Source organism: Paenalcaligenes hermetiae (assembly GCF_039543645.1).
GTDB classification, from domain to species: domain Bacteria; phylum Pseudomonadota; class Gammaproteobacteria; order Burkholderiales; family Burkholderiaceae_B; genus Paenalcaligenes; species Paenalcaligenes hermetiae.
This window is the reverse complement of the sequence record NZ_BAABKD010000008.1, coordinates 186,444-205,584: the sequence shown is the minus strand read 5'-3', so window position 1 is coordinate 205,584 and position 19,141 is coordinate 186,444. Positions and strand designations below refer to the sequence as shown.

Here is a 19,141-nt window from a genome sequence, read left to right as displayed (position 1 = left end):
GAACAAAATTAGATTTGATCTTTAAAGCGTTCGAGAATTTGGTAGTTGCTCTCGATAATCTCGGTAGTTTTGTCTGGACCTAGCCAGTCGGAACCAATACGCTGCTCTTTGAGCTGGGCTTTAAAACCCTCGTCACTGAGCACTTTTTGATAGGCTTGCGCGACTTTTTCAAAGCGCTCGGGGTGTTTTTGTTTAAATTCGGCATGAGCCGCAAGACCACGCATCGAGCCAACCAAAGGCGTGACCGCATCTAAACCACGTGCCGTTAATACTTCGTTTAGCGTTGGTGCATCCCAGTCCTCGAGACGCTCATCAGAAGCCACGGCCAATGGACGAATAAACTCTTTAATGGAAATACTGCCATCGGCGGCTAGCACGGTCATATCGACTTGGCCACCCGCGGCCGCAGTACGTGCCGCACCACCAGATTCATACGTCACGATATTAACGGCGTCGGCGGGTAAACCATAGGCTTCCAATAGCAAAATCGTATTGATATGGCCGGTAGACCCAGGGACAACACTAACACGGTATTTACCCGGCTCTTTTTTTACCGCATCCATAAACTCGTCTAAGGTTTGGAAAGGAAGCTTAGCGTTTAAGGCAAATAAGTCCGTATCAGTCCACTGCCCGTTAATAAAAGCAAAATCATCCAGCTTATAGTTGGCGTTTTTATTCAAAATCGCACTGCTGATGTAGGGGTGGATAGAGGTGAACAAGAAAAAGCTGCCGTCTTTGGGCATATTCATAAAATAGGTATGACCGACGTGACCACCGCCGCCTTGTTGGTTAATGGCACGAATAGGTACCCCAAGCTCATCTTGCATACGTTGAGCCACGAGTCGTGCGGTACGGTCAGCCGACCCGCCTGGACCCAAAGCAATCACAAAGGTGATTTGCTTATTTGGCCAGTTGTCAGCAGCCTGAGCCGGCATCCCAGCCAGTAAAAGAGCGCCCCCTAAAAACAGGCCCGATGCCCAAGATTTCATTTTTCTTAAAAACATAATCACTCCGATGCGTAGCATCCAAAGATGTTAACAATATATGGCTAATAACCTTATTTGAATGGTTATGGTGCCACAGAGACAATAAGGGTTTACCCATGGTTTGCTCAATTGTGTAGACAATAGTGCTATATTTTTGCTTTTGATCAGCATAATAAAGAGAAAAGGGGGTAGATTGTTGACAAAGCACGATAATCGGCATGGGGCCTCATCTCAGCAGATTGTAGACAATCTCTATAAAAACATTCTATGTGGGGCACTGAAACCGGGGGAGCGTTTAGCCGAGGTCGCCTTAGCAGAGCAGTTCAAAGTGAGCCGAGGCCCTGTCCGAGAGGCGCTACGCCATTTGGCGAGCATGGGCTTGGTAACGGTTACTCCCAATGTGGGAGCAAGCGTGCGGGTGATTACGCAGAACGAGGCGCGAGACCTGTATGAATTTAGAACCGCCTTAGAATCCGAGGCCGCGTTTTTAGCCGCTCAGCGTATCGATGACCTAGGCAAAGAGCGTATTGCACGCTTGGTAGCGGCGCATGCTGACACCATGTCATTACACCCCGTGGGGGCGTATGCCCCTCAGCATGGGGACAGTGACTTTCATAGTTTGGTCGCTCATTTGAGTGGGAATGCTTTATTAATCAAAGCCCTAACACAGGAGCTTTATCCCCAGCTCGTGTTATTGCGACGTCAGCATCAAAATGTGCAAGGGCGGGGGCAAGTGGCGTTGGTAGAGCATCAACGCATCACCGAAGCCATCCAAACAGGGGATGCTGAACTGGCCGCTTTGCTGATGCGCCGCCATTTACAGTTTAGCTGGCAGGCCTTGGTCAGTCAGCTTTGAGTGGGATTTTAGACCTACCTTATTTTTTAGGAGTAAATCATGGAACAACGAAATGAAGCCGCTGCGGTATGGTTAGAGCAACCAACACCCACGGGCTTAGGACAGCAATTAGCCGACAAATGGCAGAAAAAAGAGTTTATTTCCATTGCTGGTGCGTATGATCCGATCGGTGCGTTATTAGCCCGCCAAGCCGGGTTTGATGCCTTGTATTTATCCGGTGGTGCGCTCACGGCTTCGCTGGGCCTGCCTGATCTAGGCTTAATCACCATGGATGAGCTGGTCGACCGTGCGCGCGCCATTGTTCGTGCCGTACGCATTCCATTGGTAGTGGATGGCGACACAGGCTTTGGAGAGGCTTTAAACACCATGCGCTTGGTGCGCGAGCTTGAAGACGTCGGGGTCGCCGCCGTACAACTAGAGGACCAAGTTCTACCCAAAAAATGTGGTCACCTAAACGGCAAGCAGCTAGTCACCGCCGAGGAAATGGCACAGAAAATCGCTGCTGCCGCACGGGCGCGTCGCGACTTGCGTATTATTGCACGCACCGATGCCGTCGCCACCGAAGGCTTAGACGCTGCCATTGACCGTGCCCGTCAATATGTCGAAGCAGGCGCCGATGCGATTTTCCCCGAAGCCCTAACCGATGCCGAGCAGTTTAAAGCTTTTGCCGAGGCCATCGATGCACCGCTATTGGCGAACATGACAGAATTTGGGCGCACCCCACAGACGTCCGCTCAGGAATTTGAGCAAATGGGTTATGCCATGGCGATCTGGCCAGTTTCCAGCTTGCGCATTGCCGCCAAAGCACAAGAAGCGTTTTACAATGAGCTCAAACAAACCGGCACCGCCGCCGGGCAAGTCAAAAACATGCAAACCCGTGCCGAGCTATACGAACTGATTAACTATTTTGGTTATGAATCATTGGATAGCAGCATCCAGCGCACCATTGTGCCCGAAGCTTTAGACTAATTATTTTTTAAGCTTAAAGCGTAAGGTAGGGTGATGCAGGCGGTGAAAAGCGATCTGACCGTCTGCTTCCAAAGCGAGCCAGCCACTGCGGCTTGGTTCGCTGTGATCGTATTCCCAGTCGGGTAATACAATTCGACTTAAGCCATTTTCCAGGCGATGCAAAGCCGGCCGGTGCGTATGGCCATGGACTAACACCTGCTCGTGATGTTGCTGCAGTAAATCCATACAAGCTTGCTCGTTCACATCGGTGATGGACTGCGGCAAGTATTGTTGTTGTTTTTGACTTTGTTGACGTAGCCCACCGGCAATACGCTCACGCCAAGCTAACGGTAAACGCAAAAAAAAGCGTTGGAGCTTTTTATTACGCACACGCCGCCTAAAGCGTTGATAGCGCTGGTCATCGGTACACAGCTCGTCCCCATGGGTTAGCAAAAGACGGTGGTGATCCGTTTGTAAAATCAGCTGATCATCAAGCATCTGCGCGCCAACATAATGCGCAAAATGCCCATCCAGTAAAAAATCACGGTTACCACGCATAAAAAAAATCGGCAAATCCATTGCCGTATGCCGGAAGTGATACACCGCGTGCGCCAGCCAGGCAGGGGGATCAATGGCTTGATCTGCCCCTACCCAAGCATGGAAAATATCGCCGCAGAGAATAAGCGCGTCAGCGTGTTGTTTGGCTTGATCTAAAAACTGATAAAAAGCCTGTGACGTTTTGGGGCTATGCGGCCCCAAATGAATATCTGCGGCGATCCAGACCGTACCGTGAAGCTGCAGCTTACTCAACAACGGTAGCGTTTTCGATGATGACATCTTCGACAGGTACGTCTTGGTGGAAGCCTTTGTTACCGGTTTTAACCCCTTTGATGCTGTCTACAACGTCGGTGCCCTCGACGACTTTACCAAACACCGCGTAGCCCCAGCCATTGGGGGTAGGGTTGGTGTGGTTAAGAAAATCGTTATCGGCAACGTTAATAAAAAACTGTGCGGTAGCAGAGTGCGGGTCGTTGGTACGTGCCATCGCAATGGTGTAGCGATCATTTTTTAGACCATTGTTGGCTTCGTTTTCGATAGGCGCGTTGGTTTCTTTTTGTTTCATGCCAACCTCGAACCCACCGCCTTGGATCATAAAGTTATTGATCACACGATGAAAAATCGTACCGTTATAAAAGCCAGCATTCACATAGTTTAAAAAGTTTTGTGTGGTGTTAGGGGCTTTTTCGGCATCCAGCTCAAGCGTGATATCGCCTTTGTTGGTTTGAAGTAAAACTTTTGGATTTGTACTCATAGTATTACCTTGTGTGGTAGAAGAAGTAGTAGCTTGAGCAGAGAGAGACAGTGCCATCATCATCAGCCCAAGTAAAAAAAACACGACCGGTTGAAAACGTAAAACCTGTCTTATAGTGAAGTATTGTGGCATTGTAAAGTATTCCCTTTATGAAAATTAGTTTTCTAAGATGTATTGAGTGTCCTTAGAGCGTTCAGCGTTTCCGGCTTTCTGAAAAGCCTGATGCGCTAGCATAAGCTGTAGCTCGCCGTAATTTTGGAGCGCCAAAGCATAATTCGGGTTGGCTAACAATGCCATATCCAAGGCCTCTTGGGCTAGCTCTAATTGGTGTTGACGCATGTATTCGGCGGCAAGGTTGTTCCATGGTTCGGGGAGCTCAGGGTAAAACACGGTAAGCTGACGGTAGCTTTCGATGGCTTTGGTATGCTGACCCAGCTGCGAATAAGCCCGCCCCTGCAAAAACAGCAGCTGCACATCCACCCCGATCTCGCCACTGGCTTCGCGCTGCGCAAGACGCTTTTCAATGGCCTGTAGCGCTTGTTCATTTTGCCCTTGATTCAAAAGGGCTGTGATACGATTCGTAATGTCTTGTGGTGTTAACGGAATAGACGTGTCCACGCTGGGCGTTAGGGCATCCAGCGCGCGAACCAGCGGTTGCCAGCCCCGTGGTGTTGCCGGTGCGTCATTGAAAATGGCCCCCGTGCTTTGGGCATGAGCGACTAGCGATACACTTAGGCTCAAGCCCAGCACAGCGCAGAAAGAGGTAAAGAAAAAAAGTCGTTTGGACACCGGAATATTCCTATCAGACATAACGAATACATGATTCAGAGGGTTAAGACGCCACCTTTAGTGACAGCCTTGTTATACTAAACTATCACCTATTTTAGCCTTTTATTTATAGACAATAACCCCTTATGTTGCGTATATATAGCTCCCTTTCCCGTACCAAAGAAGAATTTAAGCCAATAGAGCCCGGTAAGGTTCGCATGTATGTGTGTGGTATGACCGTTTATGACTTTTGTCATTTAGGCCACGCACGGATGCTCGTGAGCTTTGATGTGATCCAACGCTGGTTGCGCACCATGGGGTATCAGGTCAAATACGTACGCAATATCACCGATATTGATGACAAAATCATCCGTCGTGCCGTAGAGCGAAATCAACGCATGCAAGATGTTACCGCCTTTTATATCGATGCCATGCATGCCGATGAAAAAGCGCTCAATGTTCAATCCCCAGATTTTGAACCACGTGCCACCGAGCATGTGGGTGATATGCTCGGCATCATCAAACTGCTCGAAGACAAAGGCTTAGCGTATCAGGGCGACGACGGCGATGTGAATTACGCCGTACGTCAGTTCAAAGGCTATGGAAAACTATCAGGCAAATCACTAGACGATTTACGCGCCGGCGAGCGCGTCGCGGTTTCTTCGGGCAAACGTGACCCCTTAGACTTCGTGCTATGGAAAGCCGCCAAAGACGACGAGCCTGCCGAATCCAAATGGCAGTCTCCCTATGGCTTGGGGCGCCCTGGCTGGCATATTGAATGCTCGGCCATGAGCCACGCCTTGTTAGGCATGCCTTTGGACATTCACGGTGGCGGGCCAGATCTGAAATTCCCCCACCACGAAAACGAAATCGCTCAATCCGAGGGGGCGTTTGGTGGGGAAATGGCATCGATTTGGATGCATTGCGGACCACTTATGGTGGATGCGGACAAAATGTCTAAATCCTTAGGTAATTTCCGCACGATTCGCCAAACCATCGCCGCCGACGTGGCCGATGATCAAGCCACCTACGAAGCCAACCCACGCGAAGCAGAAATGCTGCGCTTTTTCATTGTGCGTAATCACTACCGCAGCACACAAAATTACGCACCCGATAACCTATACGATGCCCAGCAAGCCATCGACAGGTTGTACCAGACCCTAGCCAATATCCCACCCGCCGCACAAAACGGCATTGACTGGGACAGCCCCTATGCCCAACGTTTCCGTGACGCCATGAACGATGACTTCAACACGGCCGGGGCAGTCGCCGTGCTTTTTGACCTAGCCAGTCAGGCAAACAAGGACAAATCCGCGGCATTATCGGCTGAGCTCAAGGCTCTGGGGGGGATCTTAGGTCTACTACAGCACGACCCCCAAACCTACTTACGCTCGCCCACCCGTTATTTGAAAACAGGGGCGCAGGCCTCATCCATCACCGATGCCCAAATCGAAGACTTGATCGCCCAACGCCATCAGGCCAAGCAAAACAAAGACTTTGCACAGGCCGATGCGATTCGCGAACAACTGCGCGCCCAGGGCATCGAGCTCGAGGACAAGCCCGGTGGGCTCACCCAGTGGCGTCGTGCTTAATACCGCAATAGATCAGGTGGTCGCACCCGCGTATTGGGAAAGAGCAAAAACCGAATTGATGAAAAATGATCGGATTCTGCGTAGAATAATCCCCCTATACGCTGATGATGCGCTAGGGTTACCGGCATCGCCGTTTGTCACCCTGGTGCGTGCTGTCTTATCGCGCCAAGCCAGCCGGCGCACCGCGCTAAGACAATGGCACCAGTTTGCGCGTCATCACGGAGAACAACCCAATCCAGAAAATATCGCTATACTTTCGTCTGCTTGCTTAGGTCAAATTGGTTTGCCTAGGCGTAAAGCAGAATATATTATTGGGATATCTCAACATTTTGTGGATGGCTATATTGATGTTTCGCGTTTACAGCACTTAGATAACGAAGCTGTAATCGAAACACTTTGTGCTATTCGTGGCGTCGGCCGCTGGACGGCCGAAATGTTTTTAATTTTTAACTTACGCCGTGCCGATGTTTTGCCACTGGATGATGCCGCTTTATTACAAGCCATCTCTACGCATTATTTCAGTGGCGAGCCGGTATCGCGTTTTGAAGCCCGCGAGGTTGCTCAGGCTTGGGCACCTTGGTGTACTGTGGCAACATGGCATTTATGGCGCAGCGTAGATGCTGTAGCTGTCCATTATTAATACGAGCTAAGACGACAATGCGAAATACTTTCCTAGAGTTCGAGCAACCCATTGCTGAACTCGAACAAAAAATAGACGAATTGCGATTTGTGCAGGCGGATTCCGCGGTAGATATTTCCGAAGAGGTCAGCCGTCTACAGCAAAAAAGTCAAACCTTGGCGCGTAGTATTTACGCTAAATTAACGCCTTGGCAAACGGCTTTGGTAGCACGCCATCCCCAGCGTCCTTACACTTTAGATTACGTGCGTGAAATCTTTACGGATTTTCACGAACTACACGGCGACCGCATGTATGCGGACGATAAAGCCATCGTAGGTGGGTTGGCTCGGTTTAACGGCACACCATGCATGGTCATTGGTCACCAAAAAGGCCGCGACACCAAAGAGCGCGCCAAACGTAATTTTGGTATGCCACGCCCCGAGGGCTACCGCAAAGCCTTACGCTTAATGCGCTTAGCCGAAAAATTCCAACTCCCTATCTTTACCTTTGTGGATACCCCTGGTGCGTACCCCGGCATCGGTGCCGAGGAACGCGGCCAGTCCGAAGCCATTGGGCATAACCTCTATGCCATGGCCGAACTCAAAGTCCCCATTATTTCCACCATTATTGGCGAGGGCGGCTCCGGCGGGGCGCTAGCCATTGCCGTGGGCGATGTGGTGCTCATGCTGCAATACGCCACCTATGCGGTGATCTCCCCCGAGGGCTGTGCGTCGATTTTATGGCGCAGCGCCGACAAAGCCTCTACCGCTGCCGAAGCCTTAGCGATCACGGCTGACCGCCTAAAAGATCTGAATCTTATTGATCGTGTGGTTAACGAACCCATTGGCGGTGCCCATCGCGACCCCGCCACCATGGCACGCCAGCTAAGCCGAGCCCTAGCCGACGCCCTGCGTCAGGTATCGGGGTTATCCGTAGATCAATTACGTCAGCAACGTTTAGAGCGCTTGTTGTCTTATGGTCGTTACCAAGAGTCACGTGCCTAATCCTGGTTTCCCACCCCTTAGCACCTCTTTTCTTGAGCAGGTAGCCAACCCTTTGGTGCTATCTGCTTTACAGCAGCTCACCCAACCGTTGGCAGCAGATGCGTTTGCCGTCGCCTGCAGCGGCGGGGTGGACTCTGCCATGCTGGCGTTACACGCAGTGGTATGGGCGCGCAAGCAGGGTAAAACCCTGCATTTTTTTCATGTGCACCATGGCTTACAACAGCGGGCAGAGGGCTGGGTGGACCATGTCCATGAGCTCGCCTTGTTTTTAGGTGTACCGTGCCACACCGTGCGTGTACAGGTGGATCTAACTCAGGGAGATGGCCTGGAATCCGCCGCACGCACCGCGCGCTATCAGGCTTTTACACAGCTTAGCCAGCTTACTGGTGTCAAGCATATATTCTTAGGTCACCATCTGGATGATCAGGCCGAAACCGTATTGCTGCGCTTATTGCGGGGGGCTGGGGTCACCGGCATGGGTGCCATGGCACCCATGATGCAAAGGGATAGCATCCATTATTTACGCCCCTTGCTTACCATCCCCCGTGCTAAGCTGATCGCTGTGGCAGAGCAATTTGCCGCGCAAAGCCACTGGAAACCCGTGTGGGACCCAACCAATCTTCAGGATGACTACACGCGTGGGGCGTTGCGTGATCGAATTGTGCCGCACTTAAATGAACGGTGGCGCGGCTGGCAGCACGTATTAAGCCGCCACGCCCAACAAAGCCAAGAAATCGCCGAGCTCTTAGATGAAATCGCCGAAGACGACTTGGCCGCGTTAGATGTGGACGCCGCCAGCCAAAGCTTTGATTTAGCGCGGTGGCGCCAGCTCAAGCCCACCCGTCAAGCCCTGGTACTGCGCCATTGGCTAGCCAAACAAGGGCAAAAAATGCCCACCCAAGCACGGTTAAATGATATGTTACGGCAGCTGCGTGAACTGCATGCGCTGGGCTTTGATCGCCAAATGCGCATTAAACATGGTGACGTCTATGTATGCTGTCGCCGCGGCCGCGTGTTTTTACATTTTGATACTAGCGTATCGTAGCCAAATAAAATAGTATTTTTTTTCGTGGCGTGAGCCATTTTATTTCAGTCAGTAATTATTATGTCCTTGATCGTACAAAAATATGGCGGCACATCGATGGGCTCGGTAGAGCGTATCAAAAATGTAGCGCGCCGAGTCGCCAAATGGCACAAAGCTGGACATCAGGTTGTAGTGGTTCCTTCTGCTATGTCTGGCGAAACCAACCGTTTGCTAGGCTTAGCAAAAGATATCTCCGCACATCCTAACTTGCGAGAGCAAGACATGCTCGCTGCCACGGGTGAACAAGCCAGTAGCGCATTATTAGCCATGGCATTGATCGAGCTTGGCGTGCCCGCTCGTAGCTATGCCGGTTGGCAAGTGCCGGTGAACACCGACTCCTCTTATACCAAAGCCCGGATTAAATCCATTGACCCCACACGTGTACAAGCCGATTTAGACGCTGGCCGTGTGGTGATTGTGACCGGCTTTCAGGGGGTTGATGACAAAGGCCACATCACCACCCTAGGGCGTGGTGGCTCGGACACCTCGGCCGTGGCCATGGCCGCCGCGCTAAACGCCGACGAATGCTTAATTTTTACCGATGTGGATGGGGTCTATACCACCGACCCACGCGTGGTCCCCGAAGCCCGTCGCATGCGCGTGATTTCCTTCGAGGAAATGCTAGAGCTCGCCTCTTTGGGCTCCAAAATTCTACAAATCCGCTCTGTGGAGTTTGCCGGTAAATACCGGGTCCCCGTACGCGTTTTATCATCTTTAACTGATCCGGATATGCCCATCGACGAGGAAGACTCCTCGGGCACGTTGATTACCTTCGAGGAAGACACAAAAATGGAAGCTGCTGTTGTTTCTGGTATTGCTTTTAGCCGCGACGAGGCCAAATTCACTTTGCGTGCCGTACCCGACACCCCCGGTGTGGCGTATTCGATCCTAGGCCCTATTGCCGAAGCCAATATCGATGTGGATATGATCTTGCAAAACCTATCGGTACAGGGCACAACGGACTTTTCCTTTACGGTAAACCGTGCGGATGCCGAGCGCACCCAAGAGATCCTAGAAAAACAAATCGGCCCAGCCATCGGCGCAGGCGAAATTGTAGCGGACTCTAAAGTGTGTAAAGTCTCTATCGTGGGCATTGGCATGCGCAGCCATGCGGGCGTAGCCAGTACCATGTTCCGCGCCTTGGCCGAAGAGGGCATCAATATCCAAATGATCAGCACCAGCGAAATCAAAACCTCTGTCATTATTGATGACAAATACATGGAGCTCGCTGTGCGCACTTTGCACCGCGTTTTTGAGCTAGACCAAGAGAAAAACTAAAGTCAGCTAGGGGCTAGCTTTTTTATTTAAAGTTATGCTATAGTTATGACTTTACGGAGATGTGGCCGAGAGGTTGAAGGTACTCCCCTGCTAAGGGAGCATGCGGCTTATACCCGCATCGAGGGTTCGAATCCCTCCATCTCCGCCAGATTTAAAAAGCCCTTGATTCATTTCAAGGGCTTTTTTGTTTCTGCGTGTCTTGTATCCCGTTCTCGCTAATCATCTACTAAAGCCCACATATCCTTTGCTTGCAGATTTACATACGGTTGGTAGTCACCAGTTGGGCAAGTATAGCCTTGAACTAAGCGACACCATTAAGCTAATGCAAGGTCGACAGTTTTAGTACAGAGAGTTCCTGTTAGCAGAAGGTACGAGCAAGCTTGAATTTGTAAGTGATTTCCAAAATAACTTAGATGTTCATGCACATGAGTTCGCCCACCTATGGATAGGCGCTGCCAGTGGATTATTGCTCGTCTTGCGCTTATGTGAATAAAAATGTAATTATCATTCTATTGAAACAACACTTTATGCCTATTTTTCGCTTAATTGGTTGAAGAGCGGTAGAATTGAGGGCGGTTTCTGAGTGGGTAATAATAAATGAAATGTTTATAGAGTGGTTGTAATGGTTGTAAATGGTACTTATAAAATATTAGTAACGGGCGGGGCAGGTTTTATTGGCTCAGCTGTGATACGCCATATTATTGAGAACACCCAAGACAGCGTAGTGAACCTTGATAAGCTAACTTATGCTGGTAATCTAGAGTCACTAGCTCCTGTCAGTAATAGTGATCGCTATGCGTTCGAACAAGTAGATATCTGCGACCGCGCTGAATTAGACCGTGTATTCAAACAGCATCAGCCTGATGCCGTAATGCACCTAGCCGCAGAAAGCCACGTAGACCGCTCCATTGACGGTCCAGCAGAATTTATTCAAACCAATATCGTCGGTACCTACACTTTATTAGAGGCAGCTAGGGCTTATTGGAATGGCTTAGACGGTCAGCGTAAAAAAGCTTTCCGATTCCATCATATCAGTACGGACGAGGTATATGGGGATCTACTACATCCAGATGAGGCTCCCGCCTTGGCCCCGCATGAGCTACCTTTATTCACCGAAACCACGTCTTACGAACCAAGCTCCCCCTACAGTGCAAGTAAAGCCAGCTCCGATCATTTGGTTAGAGCCTGGTTGCGTACCTATGGCTTTCCCACATTGATTACAAACTGCTCTAACAACTACGGCCCTTATCATTTTCCAGAAAAGCTGATCCCCTTGGTGATATTGAATGCCTTAGAAGGCAAACCGTTGCCCATTTACGGTAAAGGGGATCAAATCCGGGATTGGCTTTATGTAGAAGACCATGCCCGCGCTTTATATAAAGTCGTTACCGAAGGTAAAATTGGTGAGACCTATAATATCGGTGGCCACAATGAAAAGAAAAATATCGAAGTTGTCGAAACGATCTGTGAGATTTTAGATGAATTAGCTCCAAATAAAGATCAGCTGTTAGGACAAAAAGGACAAAGCTATAAATCGTTAATTACCTACGTCACAGACCGACCTGGTCATGATCGCCGTTATGCCATTGATGCCAGTAAAATAGCCAAAGAACTTAATTGGCAGCCACAGGAAACCTTTGAGTCAGGTATACGTAAAACTGTACAGTGGTATTTAGATAATCAACAGTGGTGTAAAAATGTTCAAGACGGCAGCTACCAACGTGAACGTTTAGGAGTCATAGAGTGAGCAGCAATACAAAAGGAATAGTCTTAGCAGGTGGATCAGGTGCGCGCCTGTATCCCATCTCGCCTAAGTTTTCTTTGGTCAATCGCTCGATAGAGCGCTTAAATACCGGTATTACCCAGCTGCGTGAAGACTTCGACTCCAACACCAACGTCATCGTACAGATGCTGATGTTTTTATTCTCAGTGGTGATGGTGTTTTGGGGCTTCGTGGTGTTTCTTGCTGATAAAGGCATGGGTGTTATTCCATACAAGTTCACCTTTCCCGTGCTTACGGGCGTAGGTGTGGCCGCGCTCGGTGTTATTTTTGTGGGCTATATGCTAGTAGCGCGTATGTATGCCAATCGCTCAGCCAAGGTTATGGAAGCAACCGTGCATACAGGTATTGAACGTTGCCTGGTTAACTGCTCACAGACCGAACAAATCGTCGAAGAGATGGTGCAGCGTTATATTGCAGGCACAGGCCCTAAGCGTAAGCTTGGTGCTTGGCACCAGTTTAAAATACGTAACAACCGCCCAGCGCAACAGTCGATAGCTTACCTGTTTAAGATTACCCAGTGCTTAGAAGTGTTTAGTACCTTGTTACCGGCTGTGGCGTTAGAGCAGTATTCGAGTGAGAAGGCGCAGCAGGCGTTGAAGGGGATAAATGATAAATTTGCAAATCGTAATTACACGTAAATCACTGAGCACGCTCAGGTAAGAGCAAATAAATAACACATCATGCTAAAAAAACTCACTTCCCACCGCTTATTTAAAAACACCTCTGCATTGATCATCATGCAGCTGTTTACCTATGTGGCACCGTTTATTGTATTACCATATTTGTCGCGTACCTTAGGGGCAGATGGTTTTGGTTTAATGATAGCGGCACTGAGCCTGACCGTTATTTCCAACGTCTGTACCGATTTTGGCTTTAACTTGTCAGCCACCTATTTAATTTCACGCAAACAAAATCAAATACGTTATATCTCTAAAGTCATTACGGCTATTTACAGCTTAAAGCTGTTGCTATTGGCTCTGGTGTTTTTCGGTATTGCTCTCTACCTCATTTTTGCAGTGAACTATACCGCGTTGGCTATTGCAGCCATTTACCTTACGGTGTTTTTTCAGGCCTTTATGTCGCCTTGGTTATTTCAGGGCATAGAAAAAATGAAGCTAATTACGTATTCCACCATTGCCTCACGCATGGTGTATGTGGTGATTGTATTCTTGCTTGTTAAGCACAAAGACGACTACGACCTCGCCCTTATGTGTAATGCCATAGCCACCATGCTGGCATGCCTCTTGGCCAACTGGCTGATCAAGCGCGAAGGGTTTTCTTTTGTGAAACCATCCAAACGATTAATTAAACTGATGCTTGTACATAGCAGTCAGTTCTTTGCATCGAGAGTATTTTATACAGGTTCTGCTTCTGTAGGGGTGCTTGTTTTGGCGGGACATGTGGCTTCTGCCCAGGTGGGGTTTTATGGTGCAAGTGAAAAGCTCTATAACGCATTCAAAAGTTTAATCTATCCATTCAGCCAAGCGCTTTACCCTTATATGGCCAACACAGGTAACTCCAAGCTTCTACTAAAAGTGGTGGCAGGCTTGTCGCTCGTTATGCTTGTACCTGCTAGCATTGGTTATATTTACGCCGACTGGGTGCTAACGCTGTTGTTTGGTGCCGAATTTACTCAGGGTAGTGAAATACTACGCGTTTTCATTCTCACTGGATTTGTTGGGTTTGTCTCGGTGTTTATGGGCTACCCCGCATTTGCCTCTTTAAGACGTGTGGATATCGCCAATAAAAGTGTGATGATTAGTGGCGGCTTCTTGTTTTTGACACTCATTGTCCTTTATTTTTTAGAAGGCATAACGGCCATCAATGTTGCTTATTCGGTATTGGTGGCCGAGTGCATTTCACTAAGCATTCGAGTCATTATGTTTATCAAATTAACTAGCAAGCTTAAATGGACAAAATAGTTAATGATTAGTTATTTAAAAAAATGGATGCCTGATTTTATAAAAGACGTATTACGTCCAATAAAACAGATAACGTATGACGCATGGCAATATAATCAGCTATTGCGGAATATTCCTAAAAAACATACGCAATTGATTAAAGCGCTGCAAGGAAAGCAAACACTAAGAGTTGCTTTCTTGGTATCAGAAAAAAGCAAGTGGAAAGTAGATGAGGTCTTTCGCTTGATGCAGCAGGATACGCTATTTAGTCCATTCATTATTGTAACGCCTTTTCATAAATGGGATCTGAATAATCAAATGGCTCGGGTGGCAGATATCACCCACTTTTTTCAGAGCAAAGGCTACGAGGCATATTCACACTTTTCAGATAGTCAAAGCGTTATAGATGAATTAGAAAAAGCCGACCTCATTTTTTTTTCCGAACCTTACGATGTGGCAAGAAATAAAACTTATTATTCCGACTTATTTAGTAAAAAACTGTGCTTTTATATCCCCTATTTTTTTATGGCAACAACTCATTTGAAAGGGAGTTCGCTTAAGTTTAATGGCATTTATTATCCATTCTTACTTTCGATGTGGAAAATATACTGGCCCCATAATGAAATAATGTCAGAGCTTAAAAAATTTGATAAACGAGCCATTAAAAGCAGTGTTGTAACCGGTTATCCTTCTGTGGAATATATTTATAAAGAAGCGCTTAAACCCATACGCGCTAGTTCCGTTTGGAAAGATAATGCGCAAGGTAAAATAAAGATAATTTATGCGCCGCATCATACAATTCTAAATAACATGATAGGTCTTGAAAAAATATCTACCTTTATAGAGAATTCAGAAGCTATAAAAGAGCTAGCCATTAAGTATCAAAAAAGTATTGCTTGGTCATTTAAGCCGCACCCTAATTTACTTGCCAATTTATATGTACATCCTGCTTGGGGCAAAGAAAAGGCTGACGCTTACTATCAGTTTTGGCTAGAACAAGAATACACCCAGTTTGATGATGGTGCTTACGATGATTTGTTTTTACAATCCGACGCCATCATTCACGATTGCAGCTCATTTATTGTTGAGTATGCCTTCACGCAAAAGCCGTGCTTATATTTGATTGGCGATACCGATATCAATAATTTTCTCAATGACTTTGGTAAGGGGGTTATTGGTGTGTATCAAAAGGCTCACTCGCCTGAACAAATAGAAGATTTTGTTAAAAGTCTCATTAATAATGATAAGAAAACAGCGCAAAACACCCAGTTTTTTAATCAATATTTAGAACAGTACTATCAATATCAGCTCCCATCAGAACGAATTATTCACGATTTAAAGCAGTCTTTAGGTTATAGAAATGACATCTAGTTTTATTATTCTTGCCGCCGGTGCGCCACACGAAGGTAAGTCACCTGCGTTACTTGCCGAGGTTAATGGCAAATCTTTATTTGATTGGCAGCTTAATGCCATGAGTGCTTATAACAAGCCACAAATTGTGATTGGTTATGCCGCTGATAAGTTTGAGTCACTTCGTCAGCACGCTCAATTACTCATTAACGAGCGTTGGGAAACCACCAAAAGTGCTTTTAGCCTGCTCTGTGCCGATTTAAATACAGAAAGTATTACAGCAAGCTATGCCGATATTCTGTATCGTCCAAACCTACTGCGTAAGCTTAATGACAGTACTGCCGACGTTACCCTGGTTTATGACAGTCTCTGGAAGCAACGTTTTGCTGATAGAAGTTCGGATGACTTGGCCGCATCAGAAAAAGTAATTGTGCATAACGGCCAGTTGCAGCGAGCTGGCCAAAACATTCCTGTTGAATGGGCTAACGGTGAGTTTATCGGTTTGGTTCGTTTTTCAGGCAAAGCCTTAAAATATATCCAAGAACTTAAAGCGATCCAATCAGATCTCGTCGAGCAATTAACACTTTCAGACTTAGTTGAGTTATTGCGCATACAAGGTGCTAGCACAGCCGTGATTGATGCGCAGGGTGACTGGGCAGAGTTAAGACAACCGCAAGACATTGCTCATTTTATTTTAGGTACTAAAGCTGAAACCCTGTTGCGTTTGAGCAGCATGGTGAAACACTCAACGGTGTTAGAGCAAGTTGCGTTTACTGTTGAAGAGTGGAAAGAAACGCCTGAAAAAATTCAACAAAAGATTCTAGCTAAGTTTTCTAAGCAACTCTTGGTGGTTCGCTCAAGCGCTAAAAGTGAAGACGCTTTTACCCACTCTAATGCCGGCGCATACACCAGTGTTTTAAACGTTAATCCTGAAACAGAGCTTGTGTCTGCCATTGAAACGGTTATTGCTTCTTACGCCGATTGCCAGTCTGACGATCAAGTATTAGTGCAGCCAATGGTGAAGGATGTAATGCTTAGCGGGGTGGCATTTACTCGTACCCTAGAACAGGGCGCCCCTTTTTATGTTGTTAATTACGATGAAAGCAGCGATACAGAAAGCATTACCTCAGGCTACTCAACTGGACACAAGTGCTTGGTGCTAAGAAAAGATGCTCAAACAGACGCGCTGCCCAGCGAAGCCCTAAAGGTTTTAGTTGCTGCCATTAAAGAAGTAGAAGCACTTTTAAATTACGATGCGCTGGATATCGAGTTTGCACTAGACAGTAATAACACCGTGTATTTGCTGCAAGCTCGCCCTATTGCCGCACTGAACAATAAAGCCAATCAAATTAGCACGAAGCACGTGTTGGAGTTACAACGCAACGCCGCCAAAAAATGGCAGCGCTTGCAAACACCTGCTCCGCAAGTAAAGGGGGCTCAAGGCTTGTTTGGCATTATGCCCGATTGGAATCCAGCCGAAATTATTGGCACCAACCCCGGGCAACTAGCAATTAGCCTCTACCAGCATCTTATTTTAAACGAAGTATGGGCAACCCAACGTGCAGAATATGGATATAAAGACGTGCGTCCACAGCCGTTGTTGCATGTGTTTGCAGGCAAACCTTACATTGATATTCGAGCAAGTTTTAACTCGTTTACGCCTAAAAATATTTCGGCTGAACTCACTGAAAAACTGATCAACTTTTACCTTGAATGGTTAGAAAAGCACCCACACCTTCATGACAAAGTGGAATTCGACGTGGTGCCCACTTGCTTTGGTCCCAAGTTTTCAAAATGGGAAGAGCGTTTAAGCAAGCAGGCGGGGCTAAATCAAGCTGAGCTTAACGAACTCAAGACCGGCCTGTTTGAGATTACACAAAACGCATTAAGCCGTACTCAGCAAGACTTGGATGTGCTTAACGAGCTTGAAACCCGCTACCAAGCCGTTATAAATAATCAGGCGTTAGACAATAAAGAAAAAATATTTCTGCTATTAGAAAACTGTAAAACCTACGGCACCTTACCCTTTTCACACTTGGCACGAAGCGGTTTTGTGGCAGCTACTTTCTTAAAAGAAGCCGTACAGCAAGGCTGGTTAAGTGACACTGCACAAGAAGGCTTTATGGAAACCGTTGAAACTGTGTCTCATGAGTTAAGCGTTGATGCTTGGCTAACAGCGCAAGGTCAAAAGACATGGGATGAGTTTGTACAAACTTACGGCCATTTACGCCCAGGCACTTACGACATCACATCGCCCGCTTATTGGGATGATGCCGAGCGCTTCTTGAAGCCCATTGTTGAGCAAGCCGTAGAGCCTGTACGTGAATCCCCTAAAATTGAACAATGGCATAAAGAAAAGACAGTGTTTTTTACTAAATTAAGAGGGTTGGGTTTTAAAGCAACCGATGAGCAATTTGAGCGCTTTATGACTCAGGCCGTAGAAGGGCGTGAAAAAGCAAAATTTATTTTTTCTCGTAGCTTATCAGCAGCACTCAGCCTAATTGCCAAAGAAGGTGAAAAGTACAATTTAAGCCTTAAAGAGTTAGCAAACATCTCCTATTTTGATTTACAAGCCGCGTTTAATTCCGATTTACCCATAGCTAACTTAAGCGAACAACTTAAGCACGTGGCCGCTAAAAATACATACGAACGCAGCGTGAGTCGCGCTTGCCAGTTACCTCCATTAATTACCAGTGAAAAAGATTTTGACGCCTTCGTGCTAACAGCAGATAAGCCCAACTTTATTGGCTCGTCGAGGGTAACAGCAAAAGTTGTATTACTAGAAAATAATGAAGAACAGCATAATGTGGCAGGTTGTATAGTGCTTATTCCCCAAGCTGACCCTGGTTATGACTGGCTTTTTGGCCAAAAAATAGCAGGACTAATTACCATGTATGGTGGTGCAAACTCGCACATGGCAATCCGCTCAGCCGAGTTTGGTTTGCCCGCAGCCATTGGCGTGGGCGAACAGCTTTACAACAAAGTGAAACATGCAAAAACCCTAGAGCTTGATGCAGCCAACCACACCATGAAGGTCATTCACTGATGAAAAAAATACTTATCAGCCAGCGGCGTGATCCTGTTCCCGGCCGCGATGAAGAGCGCGATGGCATGGATGTACGTCTAGCAAAGATATTTTTTGATTTAGGTTACTTGCCGATACCCTTATGCAGCGAGTTATACGAAGCTGAGAACTATATTGAGGCTTTTCAAACGGATGCCATACTTATTAACAGCGGTAACGATATCGGTGAGTACCCACAGCGTGACCAATTGGAAGTGCGCCTACTAGATTATGCAAAAACTCACAGCATACCCGTGTTAGCAATATGCCGTGGTACACAAATGCTCAATCAATATTGCGGCGGCAGTTTGGTGTCAGTCACTGGCCATGTGGCAACAAGGCAAACACTCCAAGGTGAATGGGCAAAAAACCAAGGCTATACCGATGTAAACAGCTACCACAACTTTGCTATCACCCAAGAAACGTTAGGCGAGGGTTTAGAAGTATTGGCATGCACGCAAGATGGTGTCGTTAAAGCCATCAAGCACAAAAGATTTCCTTGGCTAGGAATAATGTGGCACCCAGAGCGTGAAGCTAACCTGCCTGAAACAGATAAAAAGCTATTGTCTGAGTTATTCAATTCAAGAATTTAGGTT

General features: G+C 47.3%; 17 protein-coding genes and 1 tRNA gene. 14 read left to right on the top strand and 4 right to left on the bottom strand.

Annotated elements, in window-relative coordinates; translation table 11 throughout:
* Positions 1-8 precede the first annotated feature (8 nt).
* Complete coding sequence (locus tag ABD980_RS05365; protein ID WP_300646686.1) at positions 9-1,004, bottom strand: Bug family tripartite tricarboxylate transporter substrate binding protein; 996 nt, start codon at positions 1,002-1,004, stop codon at positions 9-11.
* Positions 1,005-1,179: 175 nt separating this feature from the next.
* Here ABD980_RS05365 and ABD980_RS05360 point away from each other — a divergent pair, with 175 nt between their 5' ends.
* On the top strand, positions 1,180-1,842 hold the full coding sequence (locus ABD980_RS05360; protein WP_300646687.1) for a GntR family transcriptional regulator: 663 nt from the start codon (positions 1,180-1,182) through the stop codon (positions 1,840-1,842).
* A 39-nt stretch (positions 1,843-1,881) separates the two neighbouring features.
* Complete coding sequence (gene prpB, locus ABD980_RS05355) at positions 1,882-2,811, top strand: methylisocitrate lyase (protein ID WP_260649132.1); 930 nt, start codon at positions 1,882-1,884, stop codon at positions 2,809-2,811.
* Here the strand turns inward: prpB and ABD980_RS05350 are convergent, their stop codons facing one another.
* The 3 genes from ABD980_RS05350 to ABD980_RS05340 all read right to left on the bottom strand — a co-directional run bounded on the left by ABD980_RS05350 (position 2,812) and on the right by ABD980_RS05340 (position 4,891).
* Positions 2,812-3,627 (bottom strand): UDP-2,3-diacylglucosamine diphosphatase, encoded by an 816-nt coding sequence (locus ABD980_RS05350; RefSeq protein ID WP_300646688.1) that lies wholly within the window; start codon positions 3,625-3,627, stop codon positions 2,812-2,814.
* Complete coding sequence (locus tag ABD980_RS05345; RefSeq protein ID WP_345370160.1) at positions 3,593-4,102, bottom strand: peptidylprolyl isomerase; 510 nt, start codon at positions 4,100-4,102, stop codon at positions 3,593-3,595. Before ABD980_RS05345 ends, ABD980_RS05350 begins: the two co-directional genes overlap by 35 nt.
* A 156-nt stretch (positions 4,103-4,258) precedes the next feature.
* Positions 4,259-4,891, bottom strand: coding sequence for a tetratricopeptide repeat protein (locus ABD980_RS05340; RefSeq protein WP_345370158.1), 633 nt, complete (start codon positions 4,889-4,891; stop codon positions 4,259-4,261).
* Between the two features lie 125 nt (positions 4,892-5,016).
* Here ABD980_RS05340 and cysS point away from each other — a divergent pair, with 125 nt between their 5' ends.
* The 12 genes from cysS (at position 5,017) to ABD980_RS05280 (ending at position 19,138) form a co-directional block, all read left to right on the top strand.
* Positions 5,017-6,462, top strand: a complete 1,446-nt coding sequence (gene cysS, locus ABD980_RS05335) for a cysteine--tRNA ligase (protein WP_260649129.1) — start codon at positions 5,017-5,019, stop codon at positions 6,460-6,462.
* Positions 6,434-7,102: a DNA-3-methyladenine glycosylase family protein gene (locus ABD980_RS05330; RefSeq protein WP_345370156.1), complete on the top strand. Its 669-nt coding sequence runs from the start codon at positions 6,434-6,436 to the stop codon at positions 7,100-7,102. The genes cysS and ABD980_RS05330 overlap by 29 nt, the downstream gene beginning before the upstream one ends.
* A gap of 17 nt (positions 7,103-7,119) precedes the next feature.
* On the top strand, positions 7,120-8,085 hold the full coding sequence (locus ABD980_RS05325; RefSeq protein ID WP_300647848.1) for an acetyl-CoA carboxylase carboxyltransferase subunit alpha: 966 nt from the start codon (positions 7,120-7,122) through the stop codon (positions 8,083-8,085).
* Entirely contained in the window at positions 8,078-9,130 is a 1,053-nt protein-coding gene (gene tilS, locus ABD980_RS05320) for a tRNA lysidine(34) synthetase TilS (protein WP_345370154.1), read from the top strand. Before ABD980_RS05325 ends, tilS begins: the two co-directional genes overlap by 8 nt.
* Positions 9,131-9,190: 60 nt before the next feature.
* Positions 9,191-10,447: an aspartate kinase gene (locus ABD980_RS05315; RefSeq protein WP_260649125.1), complete on the top strand. Its 1,257-nt coding sequence runs from the start codon at positions 9,191-9,193 to the stop codon at positions 10,445-10,447.
* Between the two features lie 55 nt (positions 10,448-10,502).
* Positions 10,503-10,595, top strand: a tRNA-Ser gene (locus ABD980_RS05310).
* A gap of 474 nt (positions 10,596-11,069) precedes the next feature.
* Positions 11,070-12,194 carry a dTDP-glucose 4,6-dehydratase gene (gene rfbB, locus ABD980_RS05305; RefSeq protein WP_345370150.1) on the top strand — a complete coding sequence of 375 codons (1,125 nt, stop codon included), beginning with the start codon at positions 11,070-11,072 and terminating at the stop codon, positions 12,192-12,194.
* Positions 12,191-12,868: a hypothetical protein gene (locus tag ABD980_RS05300; protein WP_345370148.1), complete on the top strand. Its 678-nt coding sequence runs from the start codon at positions 12,191-12,193 to the stop codon at positions 12,866-12,868. Before rfbB ends, ABD980_RS05300 begins: the two co-directional genes overlap by 4 nt.
* 42 nt (positions 12,869-12,910) lie before the next feature.
* Positions 12,911-14,152 carry an oligosaccharide flippase family protein gene (locus ABD980_RS05295; protein WP_345370146.1) on the top strand — a complete coding sequence of 414 codons (1,242 nt, stop codon included), beginning with the start codon at positions 12,911-12,913 and terminating at the stop codon, positions 14,150-14,152.
* 3 nt (positions 14,153-14,155) lie between these two features.
* Positions 14,156-15,502 carry a CDP-glycerol glycerophosphotransferase family protein gene (locus ABD980_RS05290; protein WP_345370144.1) on the top strand — a complete coding sequence of 449 codons (1,347 nt, stop codon included), beginning with the start codon at positions 14,156-14,158 and terminating at the stop codon, positions 15,500-15,502.
* The gene (locus tag ABD980_RS05285; protein WP_345370142.1) at positions 15,492-18,527 is read left to right on the top strand and encodes a PEP/pyruvate-binding domain-containing protein; all 3,036 of its coding nucleotides are present in this window, start codon (positions 15,492-15,494) and stop codon (positions 18,525-18,527) included. The genes ABD980_RS05290 and ABD980_RS05285 overlap by 11 nt, the downstream gene beginning before the upstream one ends.
* Positions 18,527-19,138, top strand: coding sequence for a gamma-glutamyl-gamma-aminobutyrate hydrolase family protein (locus tag ABD980_RS05280; RefSeq protein WP_345370140.1), 612 nt, complete (start codon positions 18,527-18,529; stop codon positions 19,136-19,138). Before ABD980_RS05285 ends, ABD980_RS05280 begins: the two co-directional genes overlap by 1 nt.
* The last annotated feature ends 3 nt before the right edge of the window (positions 19,139-19,141 follow it).

Bases quoted from the DNA above. Each gene is read 5' to 3' on its own strand.
- ABD980_RS05280 (WP_345370140.1), top strand. From the start codon at position 18,527: ATGAAAAAAATACTTATCAGCCAGCGGCGTGATCCTGTTCCCGGCCGC.
- ABD980_RS05295 (WP_345370146.1), top strand. From the start codon at position 12,911: ATGCTAAAAAAACTCACTTCCCACCGCTTATTTAAAAACACCTCTGCA.
- ABD980_RS05345 (WP_345370160.1), bottom strand. From the start codon at position 4,102: ATGAGTACAAATCCAAAAGTTTTACTTCAAACCAACAAAGGCGATATC.
- cysS (WP_260649129.1), top strand. From the start codon at position 5,017: ATGTTGCGTATATATAGCTCCCTTTCCCGTACCAAAGAAGAATTTAAG.
- ABD980_RS05315 (WP_260649125.1), top strand. From the start codon at position 9,191: ATGTCCTTGATCGTACAAAAATATGGCGGCACATCGATGGGCTCGGTA.
- ABD980_RS05325 (WP_300647848.1), top strand. From the start codon at position 7,120: ATGCGAAATACTTTCCTAGAGTTCGAGCAACCCATTGCTGAACTCGAA.
- prpB (WP_260649132.1), top strand. From the start codon at position 1,882: ATGGAACAACGAAATGAAGCCGCTGCGGTATGGTTAGAGCAACCAACA.
- rfbB (WP_345370150.1), top strand. From the start codon at position 11,070: ATGGTTGTAAATGGTACTTATAAAATATTAGTAACGGGCGGGGCAGGT.
- ABD980_RS05290 (WP_345370144.1), top strand. From the start codon at position 14,156: ATGATTAGTTATTTAAAAAAATGGATGCCTGATTTTATAAAAGACGTA.
- ABD980_RS05350 (WP_300646688.1), bottom strand. From the start codon at position 3,627: ATGTCATCATCGAAAACGCTACCGTTGTTGAGTAAGCTGCAGCTTCAC.
- ABD980_RS05285 (WP_345370142.1), top strand. From the start codon at position 15,492: ATGACATCTAGTTTTATTATTCTTGCCGCCGGTGCGCCACACGAAGGT.
- ABD980_RS05365 (WP_300646686.1), bottom strand. From the start codon at position 1,004: ATGTTTTTAAGAAAAATGAAATCTTGGGCATCGGGCCTGTTTTTAGGG.